This window comes from Neiella marina, from assembly GCF_002165625.1.
Taxonomy (GTDB): domain Bacteria; phylum Pseudomonadota; class Gammaproteobacteria; order Enterobacterales; family Neiellaceae; genus Neiella; species Neiella marina.
Genome location: NZ_NGNS01000001.1, coordinates 371,075 through 391,988 on the forward strand (window position 1 = coordinate 371,075; position 20,914 = coordinate 391,988).

Annotated in this window: 15 protein-coding genes; 12 read left to right on the forward strand and 3 right to left on the reverse strand. The window is 48.7% G+C overall.

Annotated features, from left to right (window positions below; genetic code table 11):
• Window positions 1-5 precede the first annotated feature (5 nt).
• The 10 genes from CBE68_RS01645 to glmU all read left to right on the forward strand — a co-directional run bounded on the left by CBE68_RS01645 (window position 6) and on the right by glmU (window position 12,234).
• Window positions 6-866 carry a glycoside hydrolase family 16 protein gene (locus CBE68_RS01645; RefSeq protein WP_087504319.1) on the forward strand — a complete coding sequence of 287 codons (861 nt, stop codon included), beginning with the start codon at window positions 6-8 and terminating at the stop codon, window positions 864-866.
• A 707-nt stretch (window positions 867-1,573) separates the two neighbouring features.
• A complete protein-coding gene (locus CBE68_RS01650) occupies window positions 1,574-3,400 on the forward strand; it encodes an ABC transporter ATP-binding protein (protein ID WP_087504320.1) in 1,827 nt (608 codons plus the stop codon).
• Between the two features lie 272 nt (window positions 3,401-3,672).
• On the forward strand, window positions 3,673-4,956 hold the full coding sequence (locus CBE68_RS01655) for a pepsin-like aspartic protease (RefSeq protein WP_158100464.1): 1,284 nt from the start codon (window positions 3,673-3,675) through the stop codon (window positions 4,954-4,956).
• Between the two features lie 128 nt (window positions 4,957-5,084).
• On the forward strand, window positions 5,085-5,267 hold the full coding sequence (locus CBE68_RS01660) for a hypothetical protein (RefSeq protein ID WP_087504322.1): 183 nt from the start codon (window positions 5,085-5,087) through the stop codon (window positions 5,265-5,267).
• Window positions 5,268-5,277: 10 nt separating this feature from the next.
• A complete protein-coding gene (locus tag CBE68_RS19045) occupies window positions 5,278-5,802 on the forward strand; it encodes a GNAT family N-acetyltransferase (protein WP_087504323.1) in 525 nt (174 codons plus the stop codon).
• A 91-nt stretch (window positions 5,803-5,893) separates the two neighbouring features.
• Window positions 5,894-6,691: an SAM-dependent methyltransferase gene (locus CBE68_RS01670; RefSeq protein ID WP_087504324.1), complete on the forward strand. Its 798-nt coding sequence runs from the start codon at window positions 5,894-5,896 to the stop codon at window positions 6,689-6,691.
• A gap of 14 nt (window positions 6,692-6,705) precedes the next feature.
• Complete coding sequence (locus tag CBE68_RS01675; protein ID WP_087504325.1) at window positions 6,706-7,020, forward strand: hypothetical protein; 315 nt, start codon at window positions 6,706-6,708, stop codon at window positions 7,018-7,020.
• A 7-nt stretch (window positions 7,021-7,027) separates the two neighbouring features.
• Entirely contained in the window at window positions 7,028-8,821 is a 1,794-nt protein-coding gene (locus CBE68_RS01680) for a GGDEF domain-containing protein (RefSeq protein ID WP_158100465.1), read from the forward strand.
• Window positions 8,822-8,976: 155 nt separating this feature from the next.
• A complete protein-coding gene (locus tag CBE68_RS01685) occupies window positions 8,977-10,770 on the forward strand; it encodes a sensor domain-containing diguanylate cyclase (RefSeq protein ID WP_158100466.1) in 1,794 nt (597 codons plus the stop codon).
• A gap of 99 nt (window positions 10,771-10,869) precedes the next feature.
• Entirely contained in the window at window positions 10,870-12,234 is a 1,365-nt protein-coding gene (gene glmU / locus CBE68_RS01690) for a bifunctional UDP-N-acetylglucosamine diphosphorylase/glucosamine-1-phosphate N-acetyltransferase GlmU (RefSeq protein WP_087504328.1), read from the forward strand.
• A 27-nt stretch (window positions 12,235-12,261) separates the two neighbouring features.
• On the opposite strand, the gene CBE68_RS01695 is transcribed toward glmU, so the two are convergent.
• Window positions 12,262-13,605: a sensor domain-containing diguanylate cyclase gene (locus CBE68_RS01695; protein ID WP_087504329.1), complete on the reverse strand. Its 1,344-nt coding sequence runs from the start codon at window positions 13,603-13,605 to the stop codon at window positions 12,262-12,264.
• Between the two features lie 260 nt (window positions 13,606-13,865).
• Here CBE68_RS01695 and CBE68_RS01700 point away from each other — a divergent pair, with 260 nt between their 5' ends.
• Complete coding sequence (locus CBE68_RS01700) at window positions 13,866-16,253, forward strand: M1 family metallopeptidase (RefSeq protein WP_229744603.1); 2,388 nt, start codon at window positions 13,866-13,868, stop codon at window positions 16,251-16,253.
• A 17-nt stretch (window positions 16,254-16,270) separates the two neighbouring features.
• A complete protein-coding gene (locus CBE68_RS01705; RefSeq protein WP_143824454.1) occupies window positions 16,271-16,804 on the forward strand; it encodes a DUF6702 family protein in 534 nt (177 codons plus the stop codon).
• On the opposite strand, the gene CBE68_RS01710 is transcribed toward CBE68_RS01705, so the two are convergent.
• On the reverse strand, window positions 16,801-19,503 hold the full coding sequence (locus CBE68_RS01710; protein ID WP_143824455.1) for an EAL domain-containing protein: 2,703 nt from the start codon (window positions 19,501-19,503) through the stop codon (window positions 16,801-16,803). The genes CBE68_RS01705 and CBE68_RS01710 overlap by 4 nt on opposite strands.
• Window positions 19,428-20,762, reverse strand: coding sequence for a ligand-binding sensor domain-containing protein (locus tag CBE68_RS01715; protein WP_087504332.1), 1,335 nt, complete (start codon window positions 20,760-20,762; stop codon window positions 19,428-19,430). Before CBE68_RS01715 ends, CBE68_RS01710 begins: the two co-directional genes overlap by 76 nt.
• Window positions 20,763-20,914: the final 152 nt, after the last annotated feature.

A 20,914-nucleotide genomic window follows, 5' to 3' on the forward strand; every position in this document is an offset into this window, starting at 1 on the left:
TTTGTATGAAGCAACTACTTTCTTTGGCGCTCATTCCCACCGCCATGTTTGCCGCCAATGTGTTGGCTGCTGAGGCTAATCCAGCCACAGCCGATGACCAGCAAGTCGAATGGAAAGTGGATTTTTTTGATGACTTTGACACCTTTGATCCCGCCAATTGGCAGGACCAAATCCTGTGGGTTAACAATGAAGATCAGTGCTATGTCAGAGACGGCGCCCACAACACTCGCGAAGTTAGCAACGGTACCTTGAAGCTGCGAGTCGTCGATTTAGGCGTCAAAAAGCCATGTGACAACATAGCCAAAGATGGCAAACAACACCCAGACACTCAGTATGTTGCTGGCCGAATCGCCTCTAAAAACCTGAAGGAATTTGTTGGCGGCAAGTGGACGGCGCGTTTGCGGGTGCCAAACAGCGGCCAGAACGGTATGTTCCCAGCTTGGTGGTTACTTGGCGCGCAAAACAATGAGCCGCCGGTACAAGAAGCAGATGAAACAGTGTGCTGGCCAATGGTTGGCTCAGGTGAACTGGACATTTTTGAGCACCACAGCGACGGTGGCCCAAACCATTACGCTGCGCGCACAATTAAGAGCCTAGGCCATTGCGATGGCGGCGACTGGCAAGCGCAAATGCTGGTACAAGAGGCCAACTTGGATGAGTTCCACGATTATTCAGTGGAGTGGCTTGGTGGCGATATTATCTTCCGCCTTGATGATGTTGAAGTTTACCGCCTCAAAGGTGAAGCCAGCGCCTTGCCAGAACCTTTCTTCGCGATTCTCAACTTTGCCAAAATCAACGACGGCAAGATGCACGTACCGTACTGGGAAATGGAAGTCGACTGGGTCAAGCACGAATACTTGCCATAAGCTCAGACGATGAACTCGATCTAGATTGGTGAAGTACTCAGTTTGAACGAAGACCTTCGTAACTTCACCAATCAACACTTCTTCGTTGCAACTTGCTGCCGATGGCCGCCAGCGCATAGAACGTAGGGATACAAGAGGAACAATAATTCCTTTCACAAGATGCCGTAAAATCTTTGCTGCCGGGCTCCTGCCCTCGGCAAAGTCCCGCTTCGGCTTCCTGCCTTCGCGACAAATTAGTTAATTTGTCCCATGATGGCTCTACTGCCGCATCCCTGCGGCAGAAGCTTGCTGCAGGAACAATCGCTCCTCTTCAATAAGTTCTGCGGATGCTCCATACCTAGATTGGTGAAGATCTCGGTTTGAACGAAGACCTTCCGCAGCAGGGAAGCTGCGGTAGAGTCTACATGGAAGTATTCACGACGTGTCTGAGTTTGAACTGAGTACTTTGCCAATCGGCATTACACCGCATTGGCGTACGGCTAATGCATTGAACGGCGGAACCAAGTTTCACCTCAAACCGTTGTTTCATGTGAAACATCAGTCTTGGTGCAGCCAGTCCATCGCCTCTTGGGGATTGCTGAAGTAGCGTCGCTGAACCTGAGGGACGTGCTACAACTACTTCTGCCCACTATTGATTTCCGCCAATTTAAATACCTTCTGGTATTATGAACGCCCTTTATCCGACAACCGGTAACGAGTCCGTCTGAATGTTCCGTTTTTTTGAGCGCCTGATTGAGCCATTTCCCGATCAGCTCGACACCCCGCCACCAACTGGATTGTGGCAATTCTGCCGCTACTACACCCGAGGTGCAGGGCGCTTTTTACTGTTGATGTCGCTGTTCACCGCCATTATTGCCATCATCGAAGCGAGCTTGTTTGGCCTGGTTGGTGTGCTGGTCGACTGGCTCACCACTGTTGAGCCAAGCGCCATCATTGACCAGCATGGCTGGAAACTGATTGTCATTGGCGTGCTGGTCGCCATCGGCATCCCGCTACTGGAATTACTCGGCTCCACCATCAAGCACCAAACCCTGCTGGGTAACTACCCCATGCGGATCCGTTGGCTGGCACACAACTTTTTGCTCCAGCAAAGTATGGAGTTCTACCAGAATGACTTAGCAGGCCGGCTATCGACCAAAGTCATGCAAACCGCACTGGCGGTGCGCGAAACCGTGATGAAAGTGCTCGACGTCATGCTTTACGTCAGCGTGTACTTTTTCTCTATGGTGGGCTTGGTGGCTGCTGCTGACTTACGCCTTGCGGCGCCCTTATTGCTGTGGTTGCTGGCCTACGTTTTGGTGCTGCGGCACTTTTTGCCCAAGCTCAAACGAGTATCAGAGCAACAAGCCGATGCCCGCGCCACCATGACCGGCGCGGTGGTCGACAGTTACACCAACATCAACACCGTTAAGCTGTTTTCCCATGCTCGGCGTGAATCCGATTACGCCAAAGGCACCATGAAAACCTTCCTTGGCACTGTTTACCCGCAAATGCGTTTGGTCACCAAGTTGGATTTTGCCGTTGCTCTGATCAACTACAGCTTGTTGGTCATTATTGCCGCGGTGGCGATTTACCTGTGGTCCATGGGCGACATTACCACCGGCGCCATTGCCGTAGCGCTGGCACTGTCGCTGCGTTTGCAAGGCATGTCGGTATGGATCATGTGGGAGGTGGCGTCACTGTTCGAGAATATCGGCACCGTCCAAGACGGCATGAATACCTTATCGCAGCCGGTAACGATTAAAGACAGCGCCGACGCCAAACCACTGGCGGTGCCGCAAGGTAAAATTGAGTTTCGCGATATCAACTTTAGCTATGGCGACAAAACCATTTTCAACGACTTGAACCTGACCATTCAACCGGGTGAGAAAATTGGTTTAGTCGGCCGTTCTGGCGCTGGTAAGTCAACCTTGGTGAACTTGCTGCTGCGCTTTTACGATCCAAACTCAGGCCAAATTCTGATAGACGATCAGGCCATTCAGCGGGTGGAGCAAGATAGCCTGCGCGGCCATATTGGCATGGTGACGCAAGATACCTCGTTGCTGCACCGCTCAGTTCGGGAAAACATCTTGTTCGGCCGCCCTGATGCCAGCGACGCGCAACTCAAAGAGGCGGCTTGTCGCGCTGAAGCTGAAGAATTCATTCTGACTCTGGAAGATAACAAAGGTCGCCATGGCTACGATGCCATGGTGGGTGAGCGTGGGGTGAAGTTATCTGGCGGTCAGCGTCAACGCATCGCCATTGCCCGAGTGCTGCTCAAAGACGCGCCAATTCTGGTGCTCGATGAGGCCACGTCGGCATTGGACTCGGAAGTGGAAATGGCAATTCAGCGGAGTCTCAATGAATTGATGGCAGGTAAGACGGTAATAGCTATTGCTCACCGATTATCAACCATCGCCGCGCTTGATCGCTTAATTGTGCTTGATGAAGGGCGCATCATAGAGCAGGGCAGCCACCAGCAACTGCTGGCCCAAAATGGCACCTACGCCCGCCTATGGCAGCACCAATCCGGCGGCTTCTTGGGATTGGAGTAACCGAGCAGCCCACAGTACTTCAAAGAGGTAGCGAGTTGCTGCCGATTACACACCGAGTAAAGAAAGCTAGGAATCAACTTCCAACTCAGACACGTCGTAAATACTTCCCTGTAGACTCTGCCGCAGCTTCCCTGCTGCGGAAGGTCTTCGTCAGAAGTTCATACCTAACTTTGCCAACGATGCAACTCAGACGAACTGTTTGTACTGCCAGCCCAGCCACAGTAGGATATTTGGCAGCCAAACGCCGAGTAGCAGGACAAGGAAGCAACACCATGGCCCAGCCAAAAACCATCAAACTGCCGATCACCAATGTGTATGCCTTTGGTGACTACACCGCCACGTTGCACATTGGCAGCGAGCAAAGCCCAGTCAACTTGATTCTTGATAGCGGCAGCTCAACCTTAGTCATGAACCAAGCTTGCTACCATGCCACCGGCGATACCCTGCTAGAGCCAACCACCTTAGCACAGGAAATCACCTACGGTATCGGCGGCTGGGACGGCCCGGTCATCAATACTCAAGTCACGGTTGAACATGCCCATGACGCCATTACCATGGACAATTGCCCCGTCGCGCTCATCTCCAATGAAAACCAAAACAAAACCTTTGGCAAAGCCAACGGCATTTTGGGTTTGGCTTATCGCCACCTCAATAAGAGCTATGATCTAGCCCACTATCTCGATCATCATAATGTTGAGCCGCCACATACCTATCCATGGCCATTTGGCACACCCAACTGTGTTGAAATGGGCAATGCGCATTTTAATAGTGACGATCTCAAGCAGTTCAAAAAATTCCTTTGGCAGCAGCCAGAAAAAGACTTGTTGCCTTATTTCACCCAAATGGAAGAACTAGGGCTAACTGCCAACAAGTGGTCGTTTTACAGCAAACGATCCAGCGTTCATGTCACCGACGCCAAAGCCGATGACGAATCATTAAAATCCGACCCGCTCAACCAAGGCTATTTAATCCTTGGCGGCGGCGAAGAGCATACCGAGCTGTATCAGGGTGAGTTTCAAACCATTGATGTGAAACACGATTGTTACTACAACGTGGTACTCAATAAATTTCAGGTGGGTAGCGGCGCGCCGGTGGCAGCAGCGCCAATCGATCAAGCCCATGAACACAATTACTTTACCAATGCCATTGTCGACACTGGTTGCTCAGTGCTCGCCCTGACCCATGATTTGTTTGAGCACATGAAACAAGGCTTCGCTGCGGTATCAGAAGAATTCAACGCCTTAATTGAGCCATTTAAAGACACCAACTATATGGCAACCGGTATTGATGCCAACAAAATTAATCTTAGCGACTGGCCTGATTTACACTTCCATTTTGACAGTGACGGCGGCGAACAAGTATTGACCTGCAAGCCCAGTGATTACTGGCAATTGAATAGCCCAGAGCCGGGTAAAGCAGTGTTTAAGATTATGAGTCAGTTACCCAATTGGCCCAACCAAAGTCTAATAGGTCTGCCGCTACTCAATGACTACTATGTAGTTTTCGACCGAGCAGAACATGAGCTGGGTGTGATTCGATTTGCTCCCGCCAGTTAGCACTTACTTTGAGTCAACGCAATAAAAAGTGCCGATTTAGGCTTGATCATTTTTTGTTAACGACTATCATGGGCCGCTCATTTTTTGACCACCACTAACACGATTTAGTAAGTAGTAAGGGAAGTATTATGTCTAGTTGGGTAGCCACTCTTGAACAACTCGGTGCTAACGCATCAAACCAAAACGCAGATACGCTGGCAGCAATGAAAGAACAATTCATGGCCACTTGTCAGAACCTTGTGAAGCCAATGAATATGATTGTGCTCACTCCAGATGAAGATGGCACCGGCGAGGGTGGCTGGGCAGTATAAGCCCTAACAAATGATCGCAAGTGCTCTGCTCGAAACATCCTGTCTCAGCACTCATCGTTTAACGCTGCGTAGATTATCCAAGGTAGATCAACGTCTTTACGTTGGTCTCCATACAAACCCTAACGTAATGCGCTACAACGACAAAGTCTGGGCAGCTGATAAAGCACTGCGATCATTTCATTTTGCCCTCAACCAACAACAACAGAGCCCCCCAAAAACGCTTATGTGGGGCGTTCACCACAATCAATCAAATACAGCCATTGGGCTTTTAGCCTTTTATCAATTGGACTGGCCAAACAAACGAACGTGTTTGGGAGTATTGCTAAAGCCTGATGCTTGGGGCTGCGGCTACGCAACAGAAGCATTGACTGCAGCGTCGGTTGTTACTTCCAAAACCTTGGGATTAGAACACCTAGTGGGCTTTTGCCACCCCGATAATCGCGCAATGCAACATTGCTTCGGTAAAGCCGGGTACCAATTGCAAAGTGCAAATGACAACGCGCAACGATGGGAAATTGAAACACAAGGTCAATAAAGCAACAAATACCCCATCTTTCGTAACGAAACAGTTTTAACATTGCTCAAAAATTGTTAGTTTTGTGTCTTTGCTACAGGGAGTGGAAAAAATGTCAGGGAGTCTTGTTTGCGTTGGCACAGGCATGATGCTGGGCGCGCATATTTGCCCGCTTAGCCGCAGCTATATTGAGCAAGCTGACAAAGTCTTTGTCTTGGTGTCAAACAGCCTTGTCGAAGCTTGGATTGGTGAAATGAATGCCAATTGCCAAAGTCTCCAGTCCTTCTATTCTGAAGGTAAGAACCGAAATAAAACCTACAATGAAATGGCCGAGGCCATGTTGGCAGAAGTTCGTGCTGGCAAAAAAGTAGTCGGCGCCTTTTATGGCCACCCCGGCGTTTTTGCTTTGGTACCCCATAAAGCCATTGAATGGGTTAGAAAAGAAGGTTTTGACGCCCGTATGCTACCGGGCATTTCTGCCGAAGATTGTTTAGTCGCTGATTTAGGCTTAGACCCAGGCAAAACCGGCTGCATTCAATATGAAACCAGCCAGTTTATGTTTTACCAGCGCCAGCTAGACCCCGCCGCCTTGCTGATTTTATGGCAGGTAGGCATAACTGGTGATCGCAGCCTAAGTAAGTTTTCCACCGATAGCGCCAAACTTCAGATTCTGGTCGATATGCTTGCCGAGTATTACCCACTCGATCATAAAGTCATTCTTTATGAAGCGCCCGTACTGCCCATTGATGATACCCGCATTGACCGTATTCCATTGCGCGAATTGCCGCAGGCAGAGTTGTCACAACATACCACTATGGTGGTACCGGCTTGCCAGCCAATGCAGCGCAACGAACCGATTTTGGCCAAACTGGCCAAATTAGAAGAAGAAACTCAATTAAACCCAGCATAAGAAGGATTGAATTTATGTCGACCATTATCGATATGTTAGAAAAATTGGGCCAAGACGCTAATTTACAAACTCCAGAAGCTCTAAAAGCAGCGAAAGCTGACTTAGCAGAGCAAATTCGTACTCATAATCAGCCTATGAACTTTATTGTCGTTGTGGCCGATGAAGATACCGACACTCAGCAAACAGGTGTTGCTAATGAACTAACCCAAGAGGTTCTCGAAGAAACTTTAAATCTCGATAGTTCAAAGTGTATTTTGGTATTACCTGCTGATGATGATGATGAGTCTGAAGGCGATAATACAGAAGAAAAGAACCTTAAAGCAGCCTAGCATCATTGTGACTAGTCTCTACTTCTTAGCAAAGTTAGTTCTAATACAATTAGCACTAACTTTGTTTTTTCCCTTACCAACTTTTGCTTCAAATGCAATTAATGCACAAGAAGTAATTGAGGAGCTTTATACTTTAAAAAGTGCCGACACAAACAAGTTTAATAAAAAGCTAGGCTATTTAAAAACAATAGAAAATCAATTAACTAAAGAGCAACGGTTGGAGCTGTTATATTTCCACGCTTATAGCGTTTTCTTTAATGGGAATATAGAGAAAACAATTGAAATAGGCAGAAATATAATTTCAAAAAGTAAAAATATAGACCTACTTATTAGTACGCATTTGCTGTTAGGTACCGCATCTCTTTATGCCAGATCGTGGGAAACTGGCTTAGAAAGCCTGCTATTTATCTCTACTAATATCGACAACATTGACAAGAAAGATCTACATGATACTGCAAATTTGTTTATTCCTTTTTTCTACGTGCAGTCAGGTAAATACGAGGCAGCTCTTGAACATCTTAAAACTGTAGATACAAAAACTCTAAACGGCAGAAACAAGTGCAGCTGGCATCAGCTGGCACTTGAAAGCAATCTAAGATTAGGAATTAGTGCACCACAACTTTTCGAAGCTGGTGTTGAAATATGCCATCGTTCAGGCGAACAGTATATTGCAAATCTCATAAAGTCGAATTACTACCATTCTGAGTCGAAGAAAAAGCCGCAATATGTAATTTCAGAAGCACACTTTTTACTCGACAACCTTGACAGCTTTGGTGCAGATTTACTCGAGCCAGATTTATACGCAACAATTGCCGAAGCATACATTGCAACTGGCGATTTTGATAGTGCTGAAGTGTACGCAAAAAAATCTATTGAGTATAAATTAGAGCGCACGACATTATTACCAATGATATCTGCCTACTATAGCCTTTATGAGATAAACACCCACAGATTAAACTTTAGAGAAGCTCTCGAATACTATAAAAAGTACACCGACATAAACAATAAATACCTCAACGAAATAGAAGTCAGAAACTATTCTCTGCGCTTAGCAGAACACAAAGTTAACGAAATAGCTAGAGAAAATAAGTCACTTGCAGACCAAAACAGTCTACTAAAATTAGAGCAACAACTAACAGAGTCAGAAAAAGAAAATCAGCAATTATTTATCATGTTGCTGGGCACCTGCTTAATTCTTTTAATAGCTTATTTATACAAAGCGCGGCAAAACCAATTACGTTTGAAACAATTGGCCGAATTTGATTCGTTAACTGGTGTTTATAACCGTGGTCATTTTACTCAATTAGCTAAAAGTGCTTTAGGCTTTGCCAAAGACAGCAAGCAATCCGCCAGTATTGTGCTGTTTGACTTGGATTTGTTTAAGAAGATTAATGACACTTATGGCCATGCCTGTGGTGACTGGGTGTTAAAACAAGTAGCCACCGTTTGTCAGGAGCTAACACGTAAAAATGACGTGTTTGCTCGCGTTGGTGGTGAAGAGTTTTGTTTCTTACTGCTCGGCTGTGACAGCCATACCGCACTGGATGTTGCCGAAAAGTGTCGCCGAGCGATCAATGCCATTGTCACCAAAGAGTCCGGCTTTGATTTTAAAGTGAGTGGCAGCTTTGGTGTTAGTGACAATGTGTTATCTGGCTATGAACTCGACCGCATCCTAGCTGATGCTGATGAAGCCCTGTACTGCTCTAAATCGAGTGGCCGCAACACTGTGTCGCTTTACAATCCTGCCGCTGAGCAAACTTCCCTGCTAAAACCTGACGGTTCTCCAGCCACCTTAGGCTAACTTCTAGCCTGTTCAGTCAACTCGATACGACTTTGATCATAAGTTGTATACAATCTATTTCATTCGTCGTTTTTTGTTGCTAGTTTGATCCGCCGACAAAGAATCGCTCAAAGTAAGCGATTACGATGGGCTAGGCCCGTCAAAAAGGCATGCATTTGATTAGTAAATTTGCAAAAAGCTGGTACTTGTTAGTGCTGTTACTCAGCAGTTCGGCTATCGCAAAGGCAGAGCAACAAGACTTCAGTACCATTTCGACTCCTGAGCTGATTGATTCAGCGGTCGCTTTGCGCTCGTCAAACATAGAGCACTTGGCAGCCATGATTGCTGAGTTGGAATCTCGGCCATTGGTCGGCGCTCAAGCCAGCTACCTTGCATATTTACAAGGCTATTACCTCACACTCCATGGTCGCTTTGCCGAGGCTGAACCAAGTTTGGCATCTCTTGCAACCCAAACTCGCTCAATTGACGTTGCAATCTTAGTTAATATTTCCTTGGTCAACGTCTACACCGCAACAGCAGACTGGCCCAATGGGCTTGCCGCTGCGAATAGATTAACTAAACTGGTCAGCCGGGTATCAGAATCCAACAACCTGAACCACTATGCACTTGCTGTTATCGCTCAATTTTTCAACCACATTGAACAATACGAACTGGGCTATCAATACGCTAAGAAGCTTGTTGAACTAAATCTCAGCGGCCGCCTCGGTTGTGCTGCCGGTATGTTTTTGATCAACGCATCAAACCACCTCGACTTGCCAAGGGGCGATAGCGCTCTTTTAGAGACTACTTTAAAAGTTTGCTCTGAGATGGCGCTATTATCTCTTCCAGCCAAACTTATTGCTTCAGAGCGATACTTGCTCGATCAACAACCTAAAGCAATTGTCGAGCTATTGGAGCCTCACCTCGCAGAGTTTGAGCAGTCAGATACGTTACTCAACTTTATTGAAATACATTACCTGCTAGCGAGCGCCTATTTGCAACTCAACCAAGTTGGTCAGGCTGAAGCCATGCTTGAGCGTTTAACAACGCTAACCGAAGCAGATGTAAACTTGGCAAAGTTAGCCGACGGCTATTTGTTATTGGCCGATATTCGCCAACAACAAGGGAATGCAGAGCAAGCATTGGCATTAATGCGCCAGCATTTGCAGTTGCGCGAGCGCCACCTGAGTAATGCCACCTCAAAGCGTTTGGCTTATCAACTGGCTCAGCAGCAAATCGCCGAAAAAGAGAGTGAAATTCAAGCACTCAATGACAAAAACGAACTACTAAAGACCCAAGAACAATTGTTTGAGGCGCAGCGGGCGAATGATCGTCAATTTATCGCCGCGCTTTGTGTCGCGCTGTTACTGCTGGGAATGTTTTTGTATCGCAGCCGGGCAACTCAGAACAAACTCAAACAACTGGCAGCCTTTGACTCATTAACCTCAATTCATAACCGTGGTCACTTCACCCGCTTGGCCGAGCGCGCGCTGAGTTATGCCGAAGACAACAAACAAGCGGTCAGCATGGTGCTGTTTGACCTTGACCACTTTAAGAACATTAATGATACCTACGGCCATGCTCGCGGTGACTGGGTATTGCAGCAAGTCGCCAAAAGCTGCCAGAAACTGACCCGTCGCAACGATCTGTTTGCTCGCATTGGTGGCGAAGAGTTTTGTTTGCTGTTGTTAGGCTGTGATCACAAGCGGGCGCAAGAAGTGGCAGAGAAGTACCGGCAGACCATCAATGCCATTGATGCTGGCTCGCCGGGCTTTGAAGCAATCATTAGTGCCAGCTTTGGTATCAGTGACAATCGTCTGTCTGGCTACGGTTTGGATCGGATGTTGGCTGATGCCGATGAAGCCATGTATCGGGCTAAATCGGCCGGGCGTAACCGCCTGACTGTGTTTGAACTGCCATCTCGACGCAAATCGCAAATCAAGACACCGCCGAACCCGGCCTCATCATAGCGGTCTAAGATAATTAATATTGCATCCTAGCGGCGATGCATTACCATTTTCACCACACACGGTTTCGGCGTTTATCACGCTAATTTACAAGGATTTCCCATGGCTCTGAGTGTTGTCATTCTGGCTGCCGGCAAAGGCACCCGCATGCGTTCCCGTCTTCCTAAAGTGCTACATACCCTGGCTCACCAATCATTAGTTGAACATGTGATTGATGCTGCCAGCGAAGTCGGAGCCAGCAATATCCATCTGGTTTATGGTCATGGCGGTGACTTGGTCAAACAAGCGCTCGCCGAGCGCGATTTGCAGTGGGCCGAGCAAGCGCAACAGTTGGGTACCGGCCATGCCGTTGATCAAGCCCTACCGGCTATTGATGACAATGATAAAGTGTTGGTGCTTTACGGCGATGTGCCGTTAACCAGCACCGCCACTCTCAACGCGTTGGTCGACTCTCAGCCCGAAGGAGGCATTGGCTTGCTCACGGTGAAGCTGGCCAATCCAACGGGGTATGGTCGAATTATTCGTGATGATAACGATCAGGTCGTTGGCATTATCGAACAAAAAGATGCCGCACCAGAGCAATTGCTGATCAATGAGTGTAATACCGGCATTTTGTGCGCTGATGCCGGCAACCTCAAACGCTGGCTGAGCAACCTCGACAACAATAACGCCCAAGGCGAATACTACCTCACAGACATTATTGCCATGGCGGCATCAGAAGGGCGCAGTATTGTCGCTGCTCACCCAGCTACTGAGGCCGAGGTGGAAGGGGTCAATGATAAGGTGCAGTTAGCCAATCTGGAGCGCGAATACCAGCGCTTACAGGCCGAACAGCTGATGCGCGCCGGTGCGCTGCTGCGCGATCCGGCCCGTATTGATGTCCGTGGCGAGCTAACCGTTGGCCAAGACGTTGAAATTGACGTCAATGTGGTGTTTGAAGGCAAGGTGACGCTGGCCGACGGCGTCAAAGTAGGGGCCAACTGTGTGCTAACCGATTGCAGCATTGGTGAAAATACCCTGATCCGCCCCAACTCCATTGTTGAATCCGCTACCGTCGGCGCCAAATGCACCTTGGGGCCATTTGCTCGATTGCGCCCTGGTGCGGTACTGGCTGACGACGCTCATGTCGGCAACTTTGTTGAAATGAAAAATGCTCGTCTGGGCAATGGCTCAAAAGCCAACCATCTGACTTACTTGGGCGATAGCGAAATTGGCAATGGCGTGAACATTGGCGCAGGCACCATCACTTGTAACTATGATGGCGCCAATAAACACAAAACCATTATTGAAGATGACGTATTTGTTGGCTCTGATTCGCAATTAGTTGCCCCAGTGACCATTGGTAAGGGTGCGACTATCGGCGCAGGCACAACCCTGACATCAAACGTCTCAGAAGGTGAGTTAGTAATCACTAGGGCAAAGTCTCGGACCGTAGCCAACTGGCAACGACCAGTCAAAAACAAGTAACGTTCAACGCCGTGGCAACAGTGCTGGTTAGAGCATCAATTCTTCATATTGAACTTGATTTCGACCAGCGCTCTTAGCTTTGTAGAGCGCCAAGTCAGCTTGTTTGAGTACCGTTTCAATACGCTCTTTGGCTGGTAGCGCAGCCATTGAGTTGAGCTGGTTAGCACTGACAAATGTCGAGCCGATGCTAATGGTGACGTTCGGTAACTGCTCAGAGATCCCCGTTTCAATATTCTGCCGATAGCGCTCAGCAATGGGCGCAATATGGTGAATTTTCGAATTCGGTAGTGCCACGACAAATTCTTCGCCACCCAAGCGCGCCACCATATCCAAACCACGGGTGTTGAGTTTGAGCATGTCGGCAACTTCCATCAATACCTTATCGCCGGTGTCATGGCCATGGGTGTCATTAATCTGTTTAAAGTGGTCAATGTCGATCATCAGCAGGCCTAAGCCGCCATCGAGCATTTTTAATGAATCCAGCAATTGTTCCATTTCGGCAAAGAACGCCCGCCGGTTGGCAATACCAGTAAGATTGTCGGTATTGGCTTGATGCTCGAGCTGAATGGTGGTTTGCATTAGGGTGCGATTGCGATGCTCCAGCTGTTGCTGAATCATTTTGTATTCGGTGACGTCTTGGAATACGCCAAACAACGCCACCACATCGCCTTCAGAATTCACTTCGACGTCGCCTTTACTGCGCACGTAACGAACTTGACTGCTTTTGTTGAGCAATCGCAATTCAAATTCAAAGCTACTTTTTTGGGCAATGGCTTGGGCCATGAACTCGTTCACTTTGTCGCGATCGTCTGGGTGATAGAAGTTAATCGCGTCGGCAATATTGGGTTGGTAAAGACTAGGGTCAACGCCATGAATACGGTAAACCTGATCGGACCAAGACAGTTGATTGCTGAGCAGGTCAACACTCCAATAGCCAATGCCAGCCATTTGCTCGGCCATGGTGAGCATATGAAGCCGCTCGCGGGCCGTTGTTTCAGCCTGTACCCGCAACGACATATCCCGAACCACCCCAACATAAGCGGGTGCGCCAGCAATGGTTTGCTTAGCAATAGCGATTTCAATGGGAAACAACGAGCCATCACGGCGCTTAGCCAACACCTGGCGGCTCTGACCGACATTATTAATGGTGCTGCCATGACTTTGCATCATGGTGTCGTGATGATCGGCAATGGATTTGGGCATCAGGGTTTTGACATCAAGGCCAATCAGCTCGCCAATGCCATAGCCAAACATTTTGTCGGCGGCCTGATTGGCAATTTGGATGATGCTGTTGGTGCCAATCACGATCACGCTATCGGCCAACATGTTAAATGAAGTATGAAGTGTGTGTTTGTGCTGTGCGTCTGTCATCTTGTATCCACTTCGGCGCCGTCGTTATATTTTTTGTAACAGGCTGTTTGCTATCGACTGCGCTTTTATCACGCTTACCCTTGATTCTAGCGGCAGATTGGTCGATAGCATATTGGGCCATTGGCGGCTGGCATTCGTACTGCAAGCTGACATAAATGTAGCAAGACTGTAAGATGCTGATCCGTAAATTGTATACAAAATGAGAGCGCGATTCTGAAAATCGCCGAATAACTACCCCAAAATTGTCAGGAAATCCGTTCGTGAATAAATTATGCGTAGCGCTCGCCAGCTCGCTTGTGTTGCTGGTAGCTCACTCTGTTGAGGCCAAAGAATGGCCGAAAAATCAGCCGGAAGATAAATTCCGTCAGCTGGAAGAAATTCTCCCTACTCCTAACAGTTACCGTACCGGTTCAGGTGCGCCAGGCCATGAATACTGGCAACAACAGGTCGATTACCACATTAAGGTAAAACTCGACGATGACAATCAGCGCTTGCAAGCCCATGAGCTGATCACCTACACCAACAACAGCCCAGATACCCTCAGTTACTTGTGGGTTCAGCTGGATCAAAACCGCTTTAAACCAGATTCAGACTACAACCTCAGTATGCCGGGTGTGACTCGCTATGAAGTCAAACCGCGCACCGAGGTGGGCGATAAACTGTCGCTGAAAGACTTCCGTGGCCGCGTCGCACGGCAAGTATTTGATGGTGGTTACAAAATCACTCAGGTGGCCGATGGCAGCGGCACAGAACTGCCGCACATTATCAACAAAACCATGATGCGGATTGATTTGCCAACAGCGCTGGCGCCTGGGGCGCAAACCCAGGTTCAAATCAGCTGGTCACATAACATTGTTGAAGCTAAGAAGCACGGCGGCCGCGGTGGCTATGAGTATTTCGAGCGCGACGACAACTACCTCTACGAAATTGCCCAGTGGTTCCCACGGATGGCGGTTTACGATGACGTCAACGGCTGGCAGAACAAGCAGTTTTTAGGGCGTGGTGAATTTGCCTTAGAGTTTGGTGACTACACCGTTGAGATCAACGCGCCGGCCGATCACATTGTCGCATCCACCGGCACCTTGGAAAATCCAGACCAAGTGCTGAGCCAAACCCAAAAGCAACGTTTGGCTGATGCCAAAGGGGCAAAAACGCCGGTCATGATTGTCACTGAGCAAGAAGCATTGGCGAATGAAAAGTCTCGCAGCAAAGAGCGCAAGACTTGGGTGTTCAAAGCAGAGAATGTTCGCGACTTTGCTTGGGCATCATCTCGTAAGTTCCTGTGGGATGCGATGACCGTGAAAAGCGGCGAGCAAGACGTACTGGCGATGTCTTACTACCCGGAAGAAGGTTTGCCACTATGGCCAACTTATTCAACTCAGTCCATCGTTCACACCATTGAGCAGTACAACAAGTATTCCTTTGACTACCCCTATCCGGTGGCCATTTCGGTCAATGGCCCAGTGGGCGGTATGGAATACCCAATGATCACCTTCAACGGCCCGCGACCAGAAATTGACGAAGACGATCGCAGCAAGCGGACCTATTCGCGACGCACTAAGTACGGGTTAATTTCGGTGATCATTCACGAAATTGGGCACATCTACTTCCCAATGATAGTGAACTCCGATGAACGTCAATGGACCTGGATGGACGAAGGCTTGAACACCTATCTGCAGTTCGTCGCCGAACAAGCATGGGAAGAAAATTATCCAAGCCGTCGTGGTGAGCCTCGTAACATTGTCGATTACATGGCATCGCCTAATCAGGTGCCAATCATGACCAACTCCGAGAGCATTCTGCAGTTTGGTAACAACGCCTACGGCAAACCAGCAACGGCGCTGAATATCCTCCGTGAAACCATTGTTGGTCGTGAATTGTTTGACCATGCATTCCGTGAGTACGGCAAACGCTGGAAGTTTAAGCGACCCATGCCAGCAGACTTCTTCCGTACCATTGAAGACGCTTCAGCAGTTGATTTGGATTGGTTCTGGCGCGGTTGGTTCTACAGTACCGATCATGTTGATATCAGTATTGATAGTGTGCGCGTGATGTCGCCTGATACCAAGATCCCTGAGGTTGAGCAGCCATTCAAACGGGCCCAGAAACAAGCCGAGCCAACGTCTATTACAGTGATCCGCAATGAAGGTATGGCGCGCCGCGTAGAGCAGTTCCCTGAGCTTAAAGATTTCTACAACGAAAATGATGAGTTCACGGTTACCAACACCGATAAGAACAACTACAGCTCAGCGAAAGAGAAGTTCGAAGATTGGGAACAAGATCTTCGCAATGACCATGGTTTTGCCTACGTCATCGATTTCTCCAACATCGGTGGCTTGGTCATGCCGCTAATCCTGCAACTTGACTATCAAGATGGCAGCTCAGAGCTGGTACATATCCCAGCGGAGATTTGGCGCCTTAACCCGAAGAAGACCTCGAAGTTATTGTGGCGTGATAAGCAGCTGGCGAGCGTGACTTTAGATCCGTACTGGCAAACAGCCGATGTTGATCTTAGCAACAACTATTACCCGCGCCAGATCATGCCATCACGTTTGGAGCTGTATAAGTCGAAACCTCGCAAGAATCTGATGAAAGAGGCACAGGCTGAGCTCAAGACCGACGACAAAGACAGCAAAGAAGGCAATTAATGCAGCAGCCAACAACGATGTCTAAAGCAGTAATCGCTTCGCTGTTGGTGCTATTGGTAATGAGCTGTGGCGCTGCCATGGCTCATACCTATCACGCCATTCGCACCACCATGACGTTAAATGCTGAAACCGGCTCGGTGGAAATTATTCACCGAGTGTTTGCTAATGACTTAGGCGCAGTGCTTGCGGCAGAGCAAAATCAGCGGCTTGAACTGTCTGAATCGGCAGCCCACCAGCAGTGGACCGAGCAATATTGGCAGCGCTACTTTGCCGTACTTGACCGCCATGACCAGCCAATTGAACTCACCTGGGTTGGAATGGAAATTGATGACCATTACGCTTGGGTGTATCAGGAATACCACGGTGATATTGCCGAGCTATTGGCAAGCGACATTCACAATGGCTTGTTGATGGGCAACTTTGATCACCAAATCAACACCGTTGATGTGGTGTTAGCAGAGCACAAGTCGGCCTTGGTGTTTTCTGAAGCAAAACTCCGCCAAGCCATCAAACATAGCTCCAAGGCAGGCGACCACCATCACCACCATTAAGGCCGGAGTTGCTGCACTTGCGGCTGATGACGGTCTAAATTGTCGAGCAAATATTCGGTTGCCTGATCGGGCCACATCGGTTTAGCAAACAGGTAACCCTGACCAAAATCACAGTGGTAGCCATGCAAGGTGCGCCACTGATCTTCAGTCTCAATCCCTTCTGCCACCACCTTGACCTTCAAGCTATGGGCTAATGAAATGGTGGCTTTGACGATTTCCTGAGTACCCTCGTGCTCTTCACCGCGGTCAATCAATGAATTGACGAAGCTGCGGTCAATTTTGAGTACCTGCACCGGCAGTTGATCAAGATAAGACAATGACGAGTAGCCGGTACCAAAATCATCAATCGCCAACTCAATGTGGCGTTCGCGCAATGAGCCGAGGATCTCATTGACCGCTTGGGTGTTTTCCATCAGCGCAGTTTCGGTGATCTCTAGCTTCAAATGACGGCCTTTGGTGCCGGTTCGCGCCAGAATGACATCGAGCTTGTCGATTAAATTGGGCTGATTCAGTTGTACCGCTGACAAGTTGACAGCAATGGTTGGCAAACGATGTTCGTCAACCAACTCTCGCCACTGTTGCAACTGCTGGCAGGCTTGTTCAAACACCCACAGGCCCATATCGAATATTTGTCCGGTCTCTTCAGCCAGCGGAATAAACTTGTCCGGCGGCACCATGCCTAATGTTGGGTGTTGCCAGCGCATGAGTAACTCAAAACTAACCAAGCGTTGGCTTTCGAGGCAGACAATCGGCTGATAGGCAGCCTTGAACTGGCCAAGCTCCAACGCTTGGTACAAGTCGACTTCCAATGCCGCCATGGCCACCTCTTGCTCACGCATGTGACCATCAAAGACCTGATAGGTGCCACGCCCCTTTTCTTTGGCCTTGTACATGGCAATGTCGGCATCGCGCAGCACTTCTTCGGGCTTGGCATACTGGCGCTTACAGTGGACCATACCGACGCTCACTCGGAAGAACACTTGCAGTTGATCAATGAGAAACGGCTGCTCAAACTTGCGGACAATCAGCTCGGCAATATCGATCAGTTGCTGCTCTGACTCTACTTCGCGAACCAGTACGGTAAATTCATCACCACCCAAACGCACCGCCGTGCATTCCTCAGGCAGCAGAGCTTTAAGCCGGTTGGCGGCATCGAGCAACAAGCTGTCTCCCAACAGGTGGCCATGGGTGTCATTGACCTTTTTAAAGCGGTCGCCATCGAGGAACAGTAAACCGTAGGCCGAATCACTTCGCTGGGCATGATCAATGGCATGTTCGAGCTGTTGCAACAACCATGGCCGATTTGGCAGGCCGGTCAGCGGATCATGAAATGCCATATGGAATAATTTGGCTTCTGCCGAGCGCCGCTCTTCAACTTCCACCGACAGTTCCTGCGTTCGTTGGATCACACGTTGCTCAAGCTCAGCATTGAGTTGTCGAACCGATTCGTTAGCACCGGCAAGCTCAACAGTCTTGTTGCGCACCAGCTCTTGCAGTTCAGCCTGACGCTGCTTATTTTGCCGCACTTTCCAATAAACAATGGCGTAGATGGTCAGCGCCCCAGCCACCAATTGCAGTAACCGCGCCCACCAAGTCTGCCACCACGCCGGCAATACGGTTAGCTGTAACCGCTTGGGTTGCTGGCTCCACAGGTCATCATTGTTACTGCCATAAACTTCAAAGACGTAATTGCCGGGGTTTAGGTTGGTGTAACGAACAAAACGACGACCGGAATCGACATGATTCCAATTGGATTCCAAGCCGGTTAGCCGATAGCGATACAAGTTTTTTTGCGGCGAAATGAAATTGAGCGCGGCAAATTCAAATGCCACGTCGCGCTGATGATATGGCAACACCAAGCTATCGAGCTGATTAATATCGGCGTTCAAATACTCTGAGTTGCGGGGTGTAGCGACTTGCTGCGCCAACTCCAGCCGAGTCAGCACAATATAAGGCTGAGTGGTATTAGTCGGCAGTTGCTTTGGATCGAAGATGGTCAGGCCATCGGAGCCACCAAAATACATCAGTCCAGCTCTGGTCTGCAGGTGGCTATAACGGTTTAACTGGGAGCCGGCCAAGCCATCTCGGACATCATAGGTAGTGAAGGTCTCATTGCGCGGATTAAAGCGGTTGAGGCCATTGCGGGTGCCAAGCCAGAGGTAGCCCAATTCATCCTCTTCGATGGAAGCGACAAAGTTATCAGCCAAGCCATCGCTATCCATATACACCGTGTGCGTATCTTGTTCAGGCAGATAACGGATTAGGCCTGCAGAGCTGGCAACCCATAGTTGGCCTTTATCATCCAGATGAAGGTCAAAAATTCCTTCGAAGTAGGGCAGATCCACCCGTTGAAATGTCTCTGTTTGTGGGTCAAACAGCTCCAAACCGCTGTGGCCACCAATCCAATAACGGCCATCACCGGCTGGCTCAAAGTCATTGATGGAGTAGTTAGTGATGCCTGATTCTTTGCCGATACCGCCGGGGAAATAGGATTTAAATGTCTGATTATCAGGATCATAAATCTGCAAGCCTTTGCGCCACAGGCTCAGCATCATGTGGCCGTTGGGCATAAACTCAATACGAAAGATGTTGTTGTTCTCTAACCCTTCGCCTTCAACATGATTCACTTGCCGTTTGATATGAGAGAAGCTTTCGGTTGCTGGATCGAATCGGTTAAGCCCGCCCAAGTGCCAAACCACAAATGACCTTGCTGATCTTCGCCAATGGCAATCACCGAGTCGCTGCTCAAGCTGGTGTCGTCATTATCATCAAAGCGGTAGTGTTTGAATTGACCGGTGTCCGGTGAGTAACGGTCAAGGCCGCCACCATCGGTGGCAATCCAGATGGCGCCATGCTTGTCTTCATGCAAGTCGAGAACGTTGTCAAAGCCCAGCGAGTCAGTCGAACTGGAATTGTTACGCAAGGCAATGAACTTCTCTAGATGTTCGCTAATTCGATAAATGCCAAAGTCAGAGACGCTAAACCAAATCGAGCCGGTTTCATCTTCATAAATATCTGACACCGCACCTGGCGGAAAAGAAAATTCATCATTTGGATCGGCAGGCACATGCAAAAAGCTATCGGTCTCGGGCAGGTAGCGGTGAACGCCTTGTTTGTCAGTGCCAATCCAAATCTGGCCGCGAGAATCTTCAAATATGCTCCAGATGGTATTGCTCTTTAACGCACCCTGTTGGTCTTGCTTGGCGGTGTAGCGACGAATTTGCTCGGTTTTTGGGTCCAGCACCACGATGCCGTCTTGGGTACCGACCCAAACAAAACCATTTTGGTCTTCGACCACCGCTCGAATGGTATCAATGCCGGCATCTAAATCGGCTGGGATATTAAACTTGCGAGCGCTGTGGTCATTGGTATTGAAAAGATACAAGCCATTGCTTGACGCTATCCACACTGAATCGCTGTAACGGTGTTCAACAATGGCATTGATGAATCGCTCATTTGGGTCGGTGAAATATTGGTAGGTCAGTTGTTCGGTCTTTAGATCAAAGCCCCGGAGCCCAAAGCCTTCGCCGCCAACCCAAAGAATGTCGTTGGCATCGCGGTATATTGCCCAAATCGTGGTGCCATCGGAAACAGAGAAAACGTCGAAATTATCTAGCTTGGGGTTGTATCTACTGAGCTTGTGACCACCGGCCCATAACGTGCCATCGGCCTCCATCAGCAGTGTTGGAATAGCGTTGGCACCAACACTGTTCGGATCTTCAGGCTCGTTAACATAGTTGGTATAGCGGTAGCCATCATAGCGCTTTAAGCCATTGTCACTGGCTATCCACAAGAAACCTTGCTGATCCTTAACAACGGCATAGTTGTAATCGGCCTTGCCTTCATCTTCAAGGTAGATTTGGTGAACGTTAATCTTGGCATGGCTAGCGCTGGTCAATACAACCAACAAAAAGGCCAGAGATAGATTAAGCAATAACGTTAAGAATGGGCAGCGCAACCAAGAACCCCAGAGTAAGTTTTAGATGACATCAGTAGCTATCCTAGCCCGAGCACAACAACATGCCACTGAATTCCTTTGTCGAAATATAACAGGTTCAATGAAAGCGCCAAAAATGGGAGCTGAAAAATGAGCAGTCAAGCCGGACCTAG